The organism is Streptomyces sp. NPDC107581 (genome assembly GCF_055657175.1).
Genome location: NZ_JBVKBH010000012.1, coordinates 129,741 through 144,715, shown reverse-complemented (window position 1 = coordinate 144,715; position 14,975 = coordinate 129,741). Strand labels below are relative to the sequence as shown.

15 protein-coding genes are annotated in these 14,975 nt (G+C 69.7%); 3 read left to right on the top strand and 12 right to left on the bottom strand.

From position 1 onward, the window contains the following. Positions 1 to 44: 44 nt before the first annotated feature. Complete coding sequence (locus ACZ7P3_RS28495) at positions 45 to 797, bottom strand: MBL fold metallo-hydrolase (RefSeq protein WP_472085946.1); 753 nt, start codon at positions 795 to 797, stop codon at positions 45 to 47. A gap of 242 nt (positions 798 to 1,039) precedes the next feature. Between ACZ7P3_RS28495 and ACZ7P3_RS28490 the strand changes: the two genes are divergently transcribed. Continuing rightward, a complete protein-coding gene (locus ACZ7P3_RS28490; RefSeq protein ID WP_472085945.1) occupies positions 1,040 to 1,501 on the top strand; it encodes a type II toxin-antitoxin system PemK/MazF family toxin in 462 nt (153 codons plus the stop codon). A gap of 30 nt (positions 1,502 to 1,531) precedes the next feature. Here the strand turns inward: ACZ7P3_RS28490 and ACZ7P3_RS28485 are convergent, their stop codons facing one another. The 9 genes from ACZ7P3_RS28485 to clpS all read right to left on the bottom strand — a co-directional run bounded on the left by ACZ7P3_RS28485 (position 1,532) and on the right by clpS (position 9,314). Then, entirely contained in the window at positions 1,532 to 1,990 is a 459-nt protein-coding gene (locus ACZ7P3_RS28485; protein ID WP_472085944.1) for a hypothetical protein, read from the bottom strand. A 122-nt stretch (positions 1,991 to 2,112) separates the two neighbouring features. Then, complete coding sequence (locus tag ACZ7P3_RS28480) at positions 2,113 to 4,182, bottom strand: putative Ig domain-containing protein (RefSeq protein ID WP_472085943.1); 2,070 nt, start codon at positions 4,180 to 4,182, stop codon at positions 2,113 to 2,115. A 300-nt stretch (positions 4,183 to 4,482) separates the two neighbouring features. After that, positions 4,483 to 5,433, bottom strand: coding sequence for a PLP-dependent cysteine synthase family protein (locus ACZ7P3_RS28475; protein WP_472085942.1), 951 nt, complete (start codon positions 5,431 to 5,433; stop codon positions 4,483 to 4,485). 17 nt (positions 5,434 to 5,450) lie between these two features. Further along, on the bottom strand, positions 5,451 to 5,729 hold the full coding sequence (locus ACZ7P3_RS28470) for a MoaD/ThiS family protein (protein WP_472085940.1): 279 nt from the start codon (positions 5,727 to 5,729) through the stop codon (positions 5,451 to 5,453). Between the two features lie 89 nt (positions 5,730 to 5,818). Further along, complete coding sequence (locus tag ACZ7P3_RS28465) at positions 5,819 to 5,914, bottom strand: putative leader peptide (RefSeq protein WP_020940333.1); 96 nt, start codon at positions 5,912 to 5,914, stop codon at positions 5,819 to 5,821. Between the two features lie 90 nt (positions 5,915 to 6,004). Continuing rightward, positions 6,005 to 6,427 carry a M67 family metallopeptidase gene (locus ACZ7P3_RS28460; protein WP_472085939.1) on the bottom strand — a complete coding sequence of 141 codons (423 nt, stop codon included), beginning with the start codon at positions 6,425 to 6,427 and terminating at the stop codon, positions 6,005 to 6,007. 143 nt (positions 6,428 to 6,570) lie between these two features. Further along, positions 6,571 to 7,989: an amino acid permease gene (locus ACZ7P3_RS28455; protein ID WP_472085938.1), complete on the bottom strand. Its 1,419-nt coding sequence runs from the start codon at positions 7,987 to 7,989 to the stop codon at positions 6,571 to 6,573. Between the two features lie 340 nt (positions 7,990 to 8,329). Beyond that, entirely contained in the window at positions 8,330 to 8,935 is a 606-nt protein-coding gene (locus ACZ7P3_RS28450) for a DUF2017 domain-containing protein (RefSeq protein ID WP_472085936.1), read from the bottom strand. Between the two features lie 13 nt (positions 8,936 to 8,948). Continuing rightward, complete coding sequence (gene clpS / locus ACZ7P3_RS28445) at positions 8,949 to 9,314, bottom strand: ATP-dependent Clp protease adapter ClpS (protein WP_472086168.1); 366 nt, start codon at positions 9,312 to 9,314, stop codon at positions 8,949 to 8,951. 89 nt (positions 9,315 to 9,403) lie between these two features. Between clpS and ACZ7P3_RS28440 the strand changes: the two genes are divergently transcribed. Together ACZ7P3_RS28440 and ACZ7P3_RS28435 are read left to right on the top strand one after the other, a co-directional pair. After that, positions 9,404 to 10,765, top strand: coding sequence for a nicotinate phosphoribosyltransferase (locus tag ACZ7P3_RS28440; protein ID WP_472085935.1), 1,362 nt, complete (start codon positions 9,404 to 9,406; stop codon positions 10,763 to 10,765). Between the two features lie 97 nt (positions 10,766 to 10,862). Beyond that, positions 10,863 to 11,456 (top strand): isochorismatase family protein, encoded by a 594-nt coding sequence (locus tag ACZ7P3_RS28435; protein ID WP_472085934.1) that lies wholly within the window; start codon positions 10,863 to 10,865, stop codon positions 11,454 to 11,456. 466 nt (positions 11,457 to 11,922) lie between these two features. On the opposite strand, the gene ACZ7P3_RS28430 is transcribed toward ACZ7P3_RS28435, so the two are convergent. Then, positions 11,923 to 12,258, bottom strand: a complete 336-nt coding sequence (locus tag ACZ7P3_RS28430) for a hypothetical protein (protein WP_472085933.1) — start codon at positions 12,256 to 12,258, stop codon at positions 11,923 to 11,925. Between the two features lie 121 nt (positions 12,259 to 12,379). Continuing rightward, the gene (locus ACZ7P3_RS28425; RefSeq protein WP_472085932.1) at positions 12,380 to 14,737 is read right to left on the bottom strand and encodes an immune inhibitor A domain-containing protein; all 2,358 of its coding nucleotides are present in this window, start codon (positions 14,735 to 14,737) and stop codon (positions 12,380 to 12,382) included. Positions 14,738 to 14,975: the final 238 nt, after the last annotated feature.

Genomic DNA, 14,975 nt, shown 5'->3' with positions numbered 1-14,975 from the left:
GCCGGGGAATTCTTCGTCTGCGGACACGCTCCGGGCGGGCCGCCTCAGATGTCGTAGACCGTGCGCGGAGCGGCCAGCTCCACCGGCCCGGCGAACACCTCGCGTGCGTCCGCCAGGTTGACCTGCGGGTCGGTCCACGGCGGGATGTGGGTGAGGACCAGGCGGCGGGCGCCCGCGCGGGCCGCCGTCTCACCCGCCTCGCGGCCGTTGAGGTGCAGGTCGGGGATGTTCTCCTTGCCGTGCGTGAACGCGGCCTCGCACAGGAACAGGTCGGTGTCCCGGGCCAGCTCGTCCAGCGCCTCGGTGACTCCCGTGTCCCCGGAGTAGGTGAGGGACTTCCCGGCGTGCTCGATCCGGATGCCGTAGGCCTCCACGGGGTGGCGGACCCGCTCGGTGTGCACCGTGAACGGGCCGATCTCGAACGTGGACGGCTTGACCGTGTGGAAGTCGAAGACCTCGCTCATCGAGGACGCCGAGGGGGTGTCGGCGTAGGCCGTGGTCAGGCGGTGCTCGGTGCCTTCGGGGCCGTAGACCGGGAGCGGGGCGCAGCGGCCGCCCTCGTGCCGGTAGTAGCGCGCGACGAAGTACGCGAGCATGTCGATGCAGTGGTCGGCGTGCAGATGGCTCAGGAAGATCGCGTCGAGGTCGTAGAGACCGCAGTGGCGCTGCAGCTCGCCAAGGGCGCCATTGCCCATGTCCAGGAGCAGCCGGAAGCCGTCGGCCTCGACGAGGTAGCTCGAACAGGCCGATTCCGCGGACGGGAACGACCCCGAGCAGCCGACGACGGTGAGCTTCATGAAGCAGAAACCTCCGTAGGCGGGAAACCGGGTGGGCGGGGAGCTGAGGAGAGGGGTCGGGCAAGGGGCGGGCGGGGGTCGTGCGGTTTGTCGAGCGTAAGGCGCAAAAGGGCCGGTCGCTCCTCCGCCAGGGGCCGTTGTGGGCGAACTCACCTGTGCTGTCACCGGTTCGGCTGGACCGGGGGCGCACGAAGAATGAAGAGGGCGCGCAATGCTGAGCGCGCGCCGGTAACGTCGTCGTTATGGACACGTCCTGGTGGCTGGCGCTCGCGGCGGTGGTACTGCTCGCGCTGATCGCCACGCTCGTCGACGGCTGGGGCCGCGGGCGCCGGCCCGGCGGGCGCCGGCTGCGTCCGCCCGGGCGCGCCGGGGCCCGGGACCGGGCCCGGGCGGCCCATCCGCACCCGGGGGACATCTGGTGGGCCAACGTGCCCTACGAGGACCGCGCGGACGCGAAGGACCGGCCCTGTCTGGTGCTGTCCGTGCGCGGCAACCGGGCCACGGTCGCGAAGATCACCAGCAAGTACCACGACGAGCGCTCCGGGGTGATCCCGCTGCCGCCCGGGGCGGTGGGCGACGCCCACGGCCGGCCCAGCTTTCTGCAGACCGACGAGCTGCGCGAGGTGCCGGTGTGGGACTTCCGGCGCCGGGTGGGCGTGGTCGACCCGGTCCTGTGGGACCAGGTCAGACACCTCGCCGGCTAGTAGCAGCCGCCCCTGTTTCATCCGTTTCGCCTATTTCACGGTCACGGTGACCGTCCACTCCTGGATGCCCTTGCAGGAGACCTGGCCGGGGCCGGTGGGCTCGGCGCACAGCGGGCGGGAGGACGTCAGTTTCGCGGTTCCCGCAGCCGCGGCCCGGTAGGCCGCGCTGGCGTCGCCCGGCTGGATGACGAAGCCCGCGTTGATCGCCCGCAGCGCGGTGCCGTTCGCGGCGACCGGCTTCCAGGGGCGGGACGCGGTGCCGTCGAGGGTGAGCCGCAGCTCGCCGCCCTTGGCCAGGCAGACGGTACGGCCGCTGTCGGCCGCCTTCAGCTCCACCTGGGGAGCGCATCCGCCGCCCGAGGAGGGGGCGGAGGGTTTCGGTGACACCTTGCCGTTGCTGCCGGTGTCGCTGTCCTTGCCGCTCTGGGAGCCGCAGCCCGCCAGGAGCAGCGCTGCCGCCGCGAGGGCGACGGGCGTCGTACGGCGCATGGGTGTCCGCCTTTCTGCCGTGGCCGGCCGACCGGCCCCTTGGTGCAGATGTGACGTACCACCGGCGCGGACGGATCCCGCACACGGATGGCGTCCGTGTGCGGGACCGGGTGCCGTACGGCTCAGCTGGTCGTCAGGGCGGTGTCGTCCACGACGAAGCTGGTCTGGAGCGAGGAGTCCTCCGCTCCGCTGAACTTCAGGGTGACCGTCTGGCCCGCGAACGAGGACAGGTCGAAGGTCTTCTGCGTGTACCCGGAGGCGGCGTTGGCGTTCGAGTACGTCGCGAGGGTGGTCGAACCGGCGGTCACGGTCAGCTTGTCGTACGCGGTGCTGCCGTGCTCCGCGGTGTCGATGTGCAGGTAGAAGGTGTAGCTGGCCTTGCAGCCGGACGGGATGGTCACCGACTGGGACAGGGTGTCGGTGTGCGTGGAGCCGTATCCGTCGAGCCAGGCCTTGTAGGAGCCGCTGTGCGCGGCCTCACCGGAGTCGGTGGTGATGACGCCGCTGCTGGCGCTCCAGGAAGTGCTGCCCGACTCGAAGCCCGGGTTTCCGAGCAGCTGGGCCGAGGTGCAGGTGCCGCCCCCGCCGGAGCCGACCGTCCAGGTGAAGGAGGTCGCGCCGGAGGCGCCGGTGGAGTCCTTGGCCGTGACGGTGACCTGGTAGGTGCCCGCGGTGGACGCCGTGCCGGAGATCAGGCCGGTGGAGCTGTTGATGGACAGGCCGGTCGGCAGGCCGGAGGCGCTGTAGGTCAGGGCCGCGCCCGCGCTGTCGGTGGCGTGGATCTGCAGGCTGGCCGAGCCGCCGGTGGTGGTGGACTGGCTGCCCGGGTTGGTGACGGTCACCGTGTTGCCGGTGCTGGTGCCGGCGGTGAAGGCGGTGGTGCCGTTCGGGGTGCCCCAGCCGGTCGGGCCGTCGTAACCGGCGGTCGCGGTGCAGAAGTACGACGGGGAGCAGGAGCCGTTGTTGCCGCTGGTCACGTCGTACAGGTTGCCGGTGTGCTGGTACGGGTACTTCGCCGGGTAGTCGCCGGAGCCCGGGGTGCCCGCGAGGGCGTAGACGCCCGCGACGATCGGGGAGGAGGCGCTGGTGCCGCCGTAGACCGCCCAGCCGGAGCCGCCGTAGGTGTCGTAGACCGCGACGCCGGTGGCCGGGTCGGCGACGGCGGAGACGTCGGCCTCCATGCGCTTGGAGCAGCCGGTGTCGGTCTGCCAGCTCGGCTTGGCGTCGTAGGCGGAGCAGCCGGAGCCGGTGCCCTCGGTGGAGCTGGTCTTCCAGACGGACTCGCTCCAGCCGCGGGAGTTGGAGGAGGTGCTGAGCGCGGTGCCGCCGACGGCGGTCACGTACTGGGAGGTCGCCGGGTATTCGGCGCCGTAGGCCTCGTCACCGGAGGAGACGGTGATCGCGACGCCCGGGTGCTTGAAGTACTGGGTGTCCTCGCTGGTCTGGGAGGAGTCCTCAGAGCCGCCCCAGCTGTTGGAGACGAACTTGGCGCCGAGCGTGACGGCCTCGTTCTCGGCGATGCCGAGGTCGGTGTCGTTCGCGGAGTTCGCCTCGACCAGGTCGATGTTGCAGTTCGGGCAGACCGCGCTGACCATGTCGATGTCGAGCATCTCTTCACCGGCCCAGCCGGTGTCGTTGGTCGGCAGCGAGGTGGTGGAGCCGGTCTGGCTGACCTGCTTGAAGCAGCCGTTGGCCTTGGTGCAGGCGGACAGGCCGTAGGTGGAGCGGTAAGTGGCCAGGTCCGACTCGGCGTTGGGGTCGTTGTAGGCGTCGACGATGGCGACGGTCAGGCCGGAGCCGCCGGTCGAGGGCAGGCTGTAGGCGCTGTGGAGGTTGGCCGGGGACAGGCCGGAGGGGGCCGCGGCGGCGAGCGCCGAGGCGAGCCGCTGCTTGATGTCGGTGCGCCGCTGGGCGAAGCAGGACGCGTGGCCCGGCTCGGCGGTGGCGCACAGGTGGGTCGTGGGGACCTTCTGCCCGGCCTTGCCGGTGGAGTGGAAGGTCTGCCGCTCGGGGGCGGTCAGGGCCTTGGAGTTCTGCGCGGCGCGGGAGGTGTGGGGCGTGGGGGCGGCGGCCTGGGCTCCGGCCGTAGGTGCCGCGGCCAGTCCGGCGACGGTCAGGGCGAGGGCGGGGAGAGCGACGGAGACGAGTCTTCGCAGACTCCGTCCCGGCCCGCTCGGGCGTGACTCACGCATGGGGTACTGCCTCCATGGGGAAGTGGGGTTTCTCGCACTGGTAGGGCAGGCCCGTGACGCGCGTAGCGGCGGCAGAACCGCGCAGTCATGAGCATGACACTCATAGCCACCCCGATGCCGAGTGAGCGTGACATGACAGGGTGCGCGAGGACCGTAGCCCCGGCCAAAGGACGACCGGCAGTACCGGACGGAATCCTTTGCCTCTCCGTAGGATGGGTTTAGCCCCCTCATGGGAGGGGGCTGGCGCGTGCTTGATGGGGCCGGGCCCGGCAGGGCGGGGCGGGCCGGGCCCGGCAGGGCCTACGCCCAGAGCTGGCCCTGCAGCGTCTCGATGGCCTCTTCGGTGGTGGCCGCCGTGTAGACGCCGGTGGAGAGGTACTTCCAGCCGCCGTCGGCCACGATGAAGACGATGTCGGCGCTCTCCCCCGCCGCGACGGCCCTCCGGCCGACGCCGATCGCCGCGTGCAGGGCGGCGCCGGTGGAGACGCCCGCGAAGATGCCCTCCTGCTGGAGGAGTTCACGGGTGCGGGTGACGGCGTCGGCGGAGCCGACCGAGAAGCGGGTGGTGAGCACGGAGGCGTCGTACAGCTCCGGCACGAAGCCCTCGTCGAGGTTGCGCAGGCCGTAGACCAGGTCGTCGTAGCGCGGTTCGGCGGCGACGATCTTGACGTCCGGCTTGTGCTCGCGCAGATAGCGGCCGACGCCCATCAGGGTGCCGGTGGTGCCGAGGCCCGCGACGAAATGGGTGATCGAAGGGAGGTCCGCCAGGATCTCCGGACCGGTCGTCGCGTAGTGGGCACCCGCGTTGTCCGGGTTGCCGTACTGATAGAGCATCACCCAGTCGGGGTGCTCGGCGGCCAGCTCCTTGGCCACGCGCACGGCGGTGTTGGAGCCGCCCGCGGCCGGCGAGGAGATGATCTCGGCGCCCCACATGCCCAGCAGGTCCCGGCGCTCCTGCGAGGTGTTCTCCGGCATCACGCACACCATGCGGTAGCCCTTGAGCTTGGCGGCCATGGCCAGGGAGATACCGGTGTTGCCGGAGGTCGGCTCCAGGATCGTGCAGCCCGGAGTGAGACGGCCGTCCTTCTCCGCCTGCTCGATCATGTGCAGCGCCGGGCGATCCTTGACCGAGCCGGTCGGGTTGCGGTCCTCCAGCTTGGCCCAGATCCGGACGTCGGCGGACGGCGACAACCGCGGCAGGCGCACCAGAGGGGTGTTGCCCACCGCGGCCAGCGGGGAGTCGTAACGCATGGGTGCTCAGCGACCGATCAGACCATGCCGCCGGCCACGGCCGGCAGGATCGTCACGGTGTCGCCGTCGGACAGCTTGGTCTCGATGCCGTCGACGAAGCGGACGTCCTCGTCGTTCAGGTACACGTTGACGAAGCGGCGCAGCTTGCCGTCGTCCACGATGCGGGCCTGGATGCCCGCGTGCCGGTTCTCGAGGTCGGCGAACAGCGCGGCGAGGGTCTCACCGCTGCCCTCCACCGCCTTCTGACCGTCGGTGTACTGGCGGAGGATGGTGGGGATGCGGACCTCGATGGCCATGGTTGGGCTCCTGTCGGAAAGGGTTCGTCGATTCGGTGTGCGCGCGCGGCGGCGCGCCGCGGCTCACGGCCGTACGGCGGCGGGGAACGTCAACAGATGGCGCTGTTGAGCCTGCACAGGTCGACGTGCAGCCGCGCCACGAGCAGGATGCCCGGCGTCTTCTCGCTCACGTCGTTCAGAACCATGGGCTCATCGTATCGATTCCCGGTCCGGCTCCTGGAGTGTGATCCCACATGACGGACAGATTTCAACCGCAGTTCGAGACGGAGCCGGAATCAGTACGTCTCCACGACCCTGACCTCCTCCTCCGTGACCTCTCCGTCGAGGATCCGGAAGGAGCGGAACTGGAACTCGCCGAGGCCGTCGGTGTCGGCGGTGGAGACCAGGACGTAGTGGGCGCCGGGCTCGTTGGCGTAGCCGATGTCGGTCCGGGACGGGTGGGCCTCGGTCGCGGTGTGGGAGTGGTAGATGATCACCGGCTCCTCGTCGCGGTCGTCCATCTCGCGGTAGAGCTTGAGCAGATCCTGCGAGTCGAACTCGTAGAACGTGGGCGAGCGGGCCGCGTTCAGCATCGGGATGAAGCGTTCGGGGCGGCCGGATCCCGCGGGGCCGGCGACGACGCCGCACGCCTCGTCGGGGTGGTCCTCGCGCGCGTGGGCGACGATCTGGTCGTACAGGGCCTGGGTGAGGGTCAGCATGGGGGTCAGGATAAGCATGCGGGCCGTCCCGTACCGAGGTGTGGTACGGGACGGCCCACATGGTGGACGCCCTGAGCGGCAGCCGCCGGGGGTGCCACGAGTACTCCCGGCGGCCGGACGTCCTGGGATGGTCTTCCGGGCGGTCAGCCCACCTTCTCCAGAGAAGGCTCGCCGCGGTCGGCGATCTGCGGCGTGCGGTTCTTCAGGACCAGCCAGCCGATGCCGAGCGCGGCAGCCCAGCCCGCCATCACGTACAGGCAGACGCGGGAGTCGGCGTCGTAGGCGATCAGGCCGGTGACGAAGAGCAGGAACGCGATGGCGATGTACGAGCACACCGCGCCGCCCGGTGCCGGGAAGGAGGAGGCGGGCAGCCGGCCCGCGACCACCGCGCGGCGGTACAGGACGTGGCTGACCAGGATCATCAGCCAGGTCCAGATGCCGGCCGCGGTGGCGACGGAGGTGACGTAGCCGAAGGCCTTCTCCGGGACGATGTAGTTGAGGACCACGCCGATGCCCATGCAGGCCACCGAGACCGTGATGCCGAGCGCCGGGGTCTTGGTCGACGACAGCTTGGAGAAGACGCGCGGCGCCTCGCCGTTGTCCGCGAGGGTGCGCAGCATGCGGCCCGTGGAGTACATGCCCGAGTTGCAGGACGACAGGGCCGCGGTGAGCACCACGAAGTTGACGATGCCGGCGCCGGCCGGGATGCCGATCATGGCGAAGGCCTTCACGAAGGGGCTGACGCCCGCCGCGAACTGGGTCCACTTCACCACGCACAGGATCACGGTGAGCGCGCCGACGTAGAACAGGGCGATACGCCAGGGCAGGGTGTTGATCGCCTTCGGAAGGGTCTTCTCCGGGTTCTCGGACTCGCCCGCGGTGACGCCGACCAGCTCGACGGCGAGGTAGGCGAACATGACGCCCTGCAGGGTCATCAGGGAGGAGCCGATGCCCTTGGGGAAGAAGCCGTCGAACTGCCACAGGTTCGAGACGGACGCGGTGTCACCGGCGGCGCTGAAGCCGAAGGTGAGCACGCCGAGGCCGATCACGATCATGCCGACCAGGGCGGTGACCTTGACCATGGAGAACCAGAACTCGATCTCGCCGAACAGCTTCACCGAGATCAGGTTGGCCACGAAGAGGACCACCAGGAAGACCAGCGCCGTCACCCACTGCGGGACGGACGGGAACCAGTAGTTGACGTAGATCGCGGCGGCCGTCAGCTCGGCCATGCCGGTCACGACCCACATCAGCCAGTACGTCCAGCCGGTGAAGTAGCCGAAGAACGGGCCCAGGAACTCCCGTGAGTACTCCGCGAAGGAACCGGAAACCGGGCGGTAGAGCAGCAGCTCGCCAAGTGCCCGCATGATGAAGAAGATGATCACGCCCGCGAGGGCGTACATCAGGATGAGGCTGGGGCCGGCCTTGGCGATGTTCGCCCCGGCTCCCAGGAACAGACCGACGCCGACCGCTCCGCCGATGGCGATCATCTGGACCTGACGGCTGCCGAGCCCGCGCTCGTAGCCTTCCTCAGGGGCTTCGGTGACCTTCTCAGAGGTCATGTGTGGTGCGCCTTTCTCCATGCCGACCCGGGCCTTTCGTCGGCCTCGGATCGGGTTTCGATCCCCCCGGATTGATGGAGCTGGGCGGGTTTTGCGAGCCCGCCCGTGCCTGGCCGGCGGTCGCCGGCTCGGTGGCGCACCCGGCCGAACATGGGTGGTGTTCGCCGGGCGGTCGTGAAGATTTATCACGGCCGCAACACTGATCACAGGGGTGCATTGTGGCGCACAGCACAGGAAGAAGCGGACAAAGAGCGCACTAATGCGGCAAACCAGTCCGCAACGGTGACAGGATCGTTATCCGGATTTGAGCGTCCTCTGAGCGAACACGGAACCGGGACGATCAGGGCATCAGGGTCGTCACCAGCGTCTCCTGGAGGCCGCCCAGCCACAGATAGGCCATCACCATCGGCTTGCGCGGGTCCTCGTCCGGGAGCCGGTAGAGCAGGTCGGTGTCGTCCTCGTCGGTGATCTCCAGCCGGGCGCCGATCGCCAGCCGCAGATCATTGAGGGCGCCCAGCCAGCCCCGCGACTCCTCGGGGGACAGCTTGAGCACCGCCCCGCCCTCCCCCACCGGGGACAGCGCGTCCAGGGAGCGGATGACGGTGAGGGCGCTGTCGCGCTTGCCGGCCCTGAGGTCGTTCTCGGTGTAGCGGCGGAACTCGGCGGAGTGCGCCTGCCGCTCCTCGGCCTCGCCCGGCGAACCGGGCGCCTTCTCCGGGTCGCAGTAGGCGTCCGGGAAGAGCCTTCTGAGCACCGGGTCGGCGGGCGGCTCGCTCGGGCCCTCGGCGAACAGCTCGGCGAGCGGGTCGGCGGAGGCGTCCTCGGCGGGGCCGGGGCCGATCAGCTCCAGGAGCTGTACGGCCAGCGACCGGATGATGGAGATCTCGACCTCGTCGAGCGCGACGGCAGCGCCGCCGCCGGGGATCGGTTCGAAGTGTCCGGGCATCGAAATGGGTTCGCTACTTCCGGTCCTGCTGGAGGGTGGCCCACAGACCGTAGCCGTGCATCGCCTGCACGTCGCGTTCCATCTCCTCGCGGGATCCGCTGGAGACGACCGCCCGGCCCTTGTGGTGGACGTCGAGCATGAGCTTGGTGGCCTTGTCCTTGGTATAGCCGAAGTACGTCTGGAAGACGTACGTCACGTAGCTCATGAGGTTGACCGGGTCGTTGTGGACGATCGTGACCCAGGGGACGTCGGGCTCGGGTACGGCGAAGACCTCCTCCGCCGACTCGGTGCGTTCGATCTCTACGGGCGCGGGTGACGTCACACAGCCATGCTGCCACGGGCTCGATAAATCGTCACACTGACGAAATGGGGGTAGCATGCTTGCCATGCTGCACATACCGGGGGTCAACCCCCGGGTCCCCGGCCGGGGCTGGGGTACCCGGCGGGTCACGAGCTAGGGGAGATTTGATGGACGTGGCGGACCTTGGACTGCCCGTGGACGTTCCCTCGACGGCACTCTTCACGGACCAGTACGAGCTGACGATGCTGCAGGCCGCGCTGAAGGCCGGCACGGCCGGGCGGCGCAGCGTGTTCGAGGTCTTCACCCGGCGGCTTCCGGACGGGCGCCGCTACGGCGTGGTGGCGGGCACCGGACGGGTCCTGGACGCGGTCGAGAACTTCCGCTTCGACGAGGGCGTCCTCGGCTTCCTGCGGGAGCGGAAGATCGTGAACGAGGAGACCCTGGAGTGGCTCGCCGGCTACCGCTTCAGCGGTGACATCTGGGGATACCCCGAGGGCGAGGTGTACTTCCCGGGGTCGCCGATCATGCGGGTCGAGGGCAGCTTCGCCGAGTGCGTGCTGCTGGAGACCGTGATCCTCTCCATCCTCAACCACGACTCGGCGATCGCGGCCGCCGCCTCCCGGATGGCCTCGGCCGCCGGCGGCCGCCCGCTGATCGAGATGGGTGCCCGGCGCACCCACGAGCTGGCCGCCGTGGCCGCGTCCCGGGCCGCCTACGTCGGCGGCTTCGCGACCACCTCCGACCTCGCGGCCGGCTTCCGCTACGGCATCCCGACCGTCGGCACCTCCGCACACGCCTTCACCCTGCTGCACGACCACGAGCGGGACGCCTTCCGGGCCCAGGTGGACTCGCTCGGCAGGAACACGACCCTCCTGGTGGACACCTACGACGTCGCCGAGGCGGTCCGCACGGCGGTGGAGGTGGCCGGACCCGAGCTGGGCGCGGTGCGCATCGACTCCGGGGACCTGCTGCTGGTCGCGCACCGGGTGCGGCAGCAGCTGGACGAGCTGGGGGCCACCGCCACGAAGATCGTCGTGACCTCGGACCTGGACGAGTACGCCATCGCCTCGCTCGCCGCGGCACCCGTGGACGCGTACGGCGTCGGCACCCAGCTGGTGACCGGCTCCGGGCATCCGACCTGCTCGATGGTCTACAAGCTGGTCGCCCGGGCCGAGTCCGCCGATCCGGCGGCGCCGCTGGTGCCGGTCGCGAAGAAGTCCACCGGGGGCAAGACCTCCGTGGGCGGGCGCAAGTGGGCGGCGCGGCGGCTGGACGAGGAGGGGGTGGCCGAGGCCGAGGTGATCGGGACCGGGCCGGTGCCGGCCGAGCTGGCCGACCGGCAGCTGCTGGTGGAGCTGGTCAAGGGCGGCGACGTCGTCACGCGCGAGCCGCTGGACGTGACCCGCGAGCGGCACATCGCGGCCCGCGCCAACCTGCCGCTGTCCGCGACACAGCTCTCCCGCGGGGAACCCGTCCTTCCGACGGAGTACGCCCACGGGCCACACCTCCAGGGGCGCGCGGGGAGCTAGAGAGCGCCCCCTGTCCGCCCCCGTTCAAGCCCCCTCCCGAACGGGCCCCGAAGTCTCTAGGCTCAGATACTCAACCGACCGTCGAAGGACACCCACCATGCGTCGCGCCTTGATCGTCGTAGATGTGCAGAACGACTTCTGCGAGGGGGGCAGCCTCGCGGTGGCCGGGGGTGCGGATGTCGCCGCCGCGATCACCGAGCTGATCGGGCAGGCGGCGGGGACCGGATACCGCCATGTGGTCGCCACCCGCGACCACCACATCGCGCCCGGCGGCCACTTCGCGGACAACCCCGACTACGTCCGCTCCTGGCCCGCGCACTGTCTCGCGGGCACCGAGGGCGTCGGCTTCCACCCGAACTTCGCACCGGCCGTCGCCTCCGGCGCGGTGGACGCGGTGTTCGACAAGGGCGCGTACTCGGCGGCGTACAGCGGCTTCGAGGGCGCCGACGAGAACGGGGTCCAGCTGGCCGAGTGGCTGCGCTCGCGCCACATCGACGAGGTCGACGTGGTCGGCATAGCCACGGACCACTGCGTGCGCGCCACCGCGCTGGACGCGGCCCGGGAGGGCTTCCGCACCCAGGTCCTCCTCGACCTGACCGCGGGAGTCGCCCCGCACACCACCGAGCGCGCCCTGGAAGAACTCCGCGAAGCCGGCATCGAACTCACCGGCAAGCCAGTCGTCAGCGGTTAGAAACCCCGGCACCGACGACCGCCGACCGACCTCGACACCGCCGACCGGTCACGGTCACGGCTGATCACCGTCGCGGCGGAGAAAGGGCGGACGGCGACGGAGGTGCGAGCACCGGGAACGGCGACCACGGCAAGCCCGGCACCGCCGGCCGGCACCGTCACGGCTGATCATCGTCGCGGCGAAGAGTCGCGGCGGAGAAAGGGAAGCGGTGGAGGCCGGCCCACACAAGCGACCGGCACCGGACCGCTCCGGGCAGGACAGCCAACCCAGGGGCGCGGGGAACTGCGCGACCGGCAAGACGAAGGCCGCACCACACAGGCAACCGGCACCGGACCGCTCCGGTCAGGACAGCCCACCCAGGGGCGCGGGGAACTGCGCGGCCGGGTGCGGCGTGCCCGCGGAGGCCCGGCGGCCTGTGCCACCGCCTGCGTGCCGCCCCCGGCCCAGGTCCCCGCCCCCGGCCCCCTCAGCCTTGTGCCACCGGTGGTCTGCGGAGCAGCGCGCGGATGGGGTGCCACAGCTCCATCACGGTGACACCGCTGTCGGGAGCCGTGCGCCATATGAGGCCGTCCGGGTGGTGCAGGACCGCGGTGATCTCGTCCGGCGTCGGAGGAGCGGCGTTCCCCCGGAGGTAGATCGCGCGCAGCCCCAGGTTGCGCAGACGCGTCAGGGCCCGGGCGCGGTTCTGGGCGTGCACCAGGACCCGCACCCCGGCGGGATCCCCGGCTGGGGTCGGGCTGGGCAGATTCAGCGCCACCACCACCGTGCCGTTCGGCAGCTTGCAGAAGCCTCCTGCGGCCATGCGGTCACATCCCCGTTTCGGTCGGTGTCAATAAGCGGACCACAGGACGCACCTAAACACGATCGGCGGCGACCCGCTAGGGGGTCACCGCCGATACGCTTCTGACCTGCAGAGTTATCCGTTACTTCACCGCGGGGCCGACTTCCAGCTCGATCGTCGAGCCATCCTTGGCCTGCTTGATGATCTTGATCTTGGTGTTGGTGTCAGTGATCTTGACACCGCCGGTCGGGTTCGACGCGTCGTAGTAGGTGCTGGTGTGGTCATTGAAGACCGGCACCCCCTTCTGCGACTTGATCTTGGTCGCGACGTCCGCCTTGTGCAGCGTGAAGCCGTCCGTGGCGTCCAGGCCGAACGGGGAGTCGTAAGCCTGGATGCGGTTGCGCAGCAGCGTGCCGTCGGAGTACTTCAGGGCCTTCCAGTGGGCGTCGACCGGAAGGATCTGGCCGGTGCCCGGGTGGCCGTTGGTGGCGTTCGTGTTGTTGTCCGCCTGGGAGGTGTCCCACTTCCAGATCAGCAGGCCGTTCTGGTACGGGTAGTGCTCCACCCAGCCCGGACGCTTGGCCGAACCGAAGTTGTACGGGCCGACCTTGAGGGTCTTGTCGTACGACACGTACTGGCGGTTCTCGGCGATGTAGTACTGCTTGTAGTCCTTGGTGAAGGACGCGCCGATGCGGGAGAAGCCGGTGGCGGTCCAAGCCGGGTCCGCCGTCTCCGCGTTGTCGGAGAACAGCGCCGTGCCGTCCGCGGTGACCGCGATCTCGTCGGCCGCGAAGCCCTTCTGCGCCACACCGCCGTCGGTCAGGTAGCGGAAGCGGACGTCGATCTTCTTGCCCGCGTAGGCGTCCAGCGAGTACGACAGCTTCTTGTAGCCGTCGACCGTGCCGGTCAGGGCCGGCTTGCCGGAGCCGTCGCGCCCGATGGCCTTGCCGTCCACCGTGCCGTCGAGCGCGGTCCAGTTGGCGCCGCCGTCGGTCGACGCCTCGGTGTAGAGCCAGTCGTAGCCGTTCTCGATGTCGTACCAGCCGTCCAGGCTGAGCGCGGCCGAGGACTTGCCGGTCAGGTCGACCGAACGGGTCAGCGTGTTCTTGAGGTTGTCACCGCTGCCGCTCCACCACTGGCTCGCACCCTGCGCGGGGGTGACGACCTCGGTCTTGACCGCCTTGTCGGGCAGCGAGACCACCAGCGCCTGGCGGTACTTGGTGTTGTACTCGGCGAGGCCCAGCTTGTGCCAGGAGGAGACACCGGCCTTGCCGCTGTCGTAGTTCAGCCAGCCCAGCTGCAGCTTGTCCCAGGCGTTCATGTCGCCGGGCAGGTTGCCGATGGACTCCTTGCCGGTGCCCAGCCAGGAGCCCGAGGACATCAGCGTCCAGAAGCCGGTGGAGTTGTCGCCGCCCGCGGTGTCGTACTCGTCCGGCAGGCCGAGGTCGTGGCCGTACTCGTGGGCGAAGACGCCCAGGCCGCCGTTCTCGGGCTGGATGGTGTAGTCGCCGACCCAGATGCCGGTGTCACCGATCTGCGCGCCGCCGAGCTTGTTGCCCGCGGGGCCGGTGGCGCCGGTGTCGGTGCCGAAGGCGTACCAGCGGTGGGCCCAGATGGCGTCCTTGCCCTGGGCGCCGCCGCCCGCGGACTCGTCCTCGCCGGCGTGCACCAGCTGGAAGTGGTCGATGTAGCCGTCGGGTTCGTTGAAGTTGCCGTCGCCGTCGTAGTCGTAGCGGTCCCACTGGTCGTACTTGGCCAGGTCCGTCTTGATGGCGGCGTCGGACTTGCCGGCCTTCTTCTGGTCGGCGACCCAGGCGTTGACGCCGTCGCTGACGGCGTTCCACACGCTCGGGCAGTTGGTCTGGCCGCAGGCGTTGTTGCCGTAGCGGGCCTCGTTGTAGGGGACCTTGACCCAGTCCGTGACCTCGCCGTCGACCGAGTAGCGGCCCGAGGACTGCTTCTCGTAGTACTTCTTCAGCGACTCGGTGTTCTTGCCGGTGCCGAAGTAGAGGTCCTGGTAGTGCTTCTGGTTGTAGTCCTTCTGCCAGGCCGTGCTGTTGTCCTTCTTGCGGTCCGGCGCGGCTATCTGGTTGTGCAGCGGGCCGGGGGTGCCGCCGTACTTGGGGTCCGTCTGGTTCCCGAACTCCACCAGGATGGTGAAGATCTTGTCGGTCTTCTCGCGGCCCAGCTCGACGTACTTGCTGTCGCCCTTCTTGCTCTTGAGCTGGACGACCTTCGAGCCGTTGCGCTCCTGAGCCTTGGCCTTGCCCGATATGAGCTGGTTCAGGGCCTCCTGGCGCTGAGCCTTCTGGGTCTTGCTCATCGGACCGTCGAGGTCGTGCTTCTGCTGCTTCACCGGGGCCGGGTCGTGCCGGTTCACGGCGGCGGACCGGGTCGCGGTGCCGGCCTCGGCGGCGGCGAAGGTCGCGAAGCCGGCGGAAGCCGTGGCGAGCGTCACGCCGATGGCCGCGGCTCTGAACATCCAGGGTCTGCTGGTCACTTGAGTTCCTCCCCCGCGCCGCGCACACGGACAGGGGGGTTCCGGGTCATGGAAAGGTCCGTGCGCGCATGATCAACGCGTGTAATCAAGTGACGACATTTGACTAGAGGTTTAGAAGAAAAGACAGACCTTGACTTGAGCAGAACAAGTGCACTATGCGGAGCAGAAGTTCGCTTTACGAACGGCTGAACATGCCGGCCGGCGGTCGCGCGGACCCGCCCTCGCGCCGGACGCCATG

Excerpts from the sequence above, each read along its gene's own strand:
- ACZ7P3_RS28495 (WP_472085946.1), bottom strand. The coding sequence starts at position 797 with ATGAAGCTCACCGTCGTCGGCTGCTCGGGGTCGTTCCCGTCCGCGGAA.
- ACZ7P3_RS28490 (WP_472085945.1), top strand. The coding sequence starts at position 1,040 with ATGGACACGTCCTGGTGGCTGGCGCTCGCGGCGGTGGTACTGCTCGCG.
- ACZ7P3_RS28485 (WP_472085944.1), bottom strand. The coding sequence starts at position 1,990 with ATGCGCCGTACGACGCCCGTCGCCCTCGCGGCGGCAGCGCTGCTCCTG.
- ACZ7P3_RS28480 (WP_472085943.1), bottom strand. The coding sequence starts at position 4,182 with ATGCGTGAGTCACGCCCGAGCGGGCCGGGACGGAGTCTGCGAAGACTC.
- ACZ7P3_RS28475 (WP_472085942.1), bottom strand. The coding sequence starts at position 5,433 with ATGCGTTACGACTCCCCGCTGGCCGCGGTGGGCAACACCCCTCTGGTG.
- ACZ7P3_RS28470 (WP_472085940.1), bottom strand. The coding sequence starts at position 5,729 with ATGGCCATCGAGGTCCGCATCCCCACCATCCTCCGCCAGTACACCGAC.
- ACZ7P3_RS28465 (WP_020940333.1), bottom strand. The coding sequence starts at position 5,914 with ATGGTTCTGAACGACGTGAGCGAGAAGACGCCGGGCATCCTGCTCGTG.
- ACZ7P3_RS28460 (WP_472085939.1), bottom strand. The coding sequence starts at position 6,427 with ATGCTGACCCTCACCCAGGCCCTGTACGACCAGATCGTCGCCCACGCG.
- ACZ7P3_RS28455 (WP_472085938.1), bottom strand. The coding sequence starts at position 7,989 with ATGACCTCTGAGAAGGTCACCGAAGCCCCTGAGGAAGGCTACGAGCGC.
- ACZ7P3_RS28450 (WP_472085936.1), bottom strand. The coding sequence starts at position 8,935 with ATGCCCGGACACTTCGAACCGATCCCCGGCGGCGGCGCTGCCGTCGCG.
- clpS (WP_472086168.1), bottom strand. The coding sequence starts at position 9,314 with ATGCTACCCCCATTTCGTCAGTGTGACGATTTATCGAGCCCGTGGCAG.
- ACZ7P3_RS28440 (WP_472085935.1), top strand. The coding sequence starts at position 9,404 with ATGGACGTGGCGGACCTTGGACTGCCCGTGGACGTTCCCTCGACGGCA.
- ACZ7P3_RS28435 (WP_472085934.1), top strand. The coding sequence starts at position 10,863 with ATGCGTCGCGCCTTGATCGTCGTAGATGTGCAGAACGACTTCTGCGAG.
- ACZ7P3_RS28430 (WP_472085933.1), bottom strand. The coding sequence starts at position 12,258 with ATGGCCGCAGGAGGCTTCTGCAAGCTGCCGAACGGCACGGTGGTGGTG.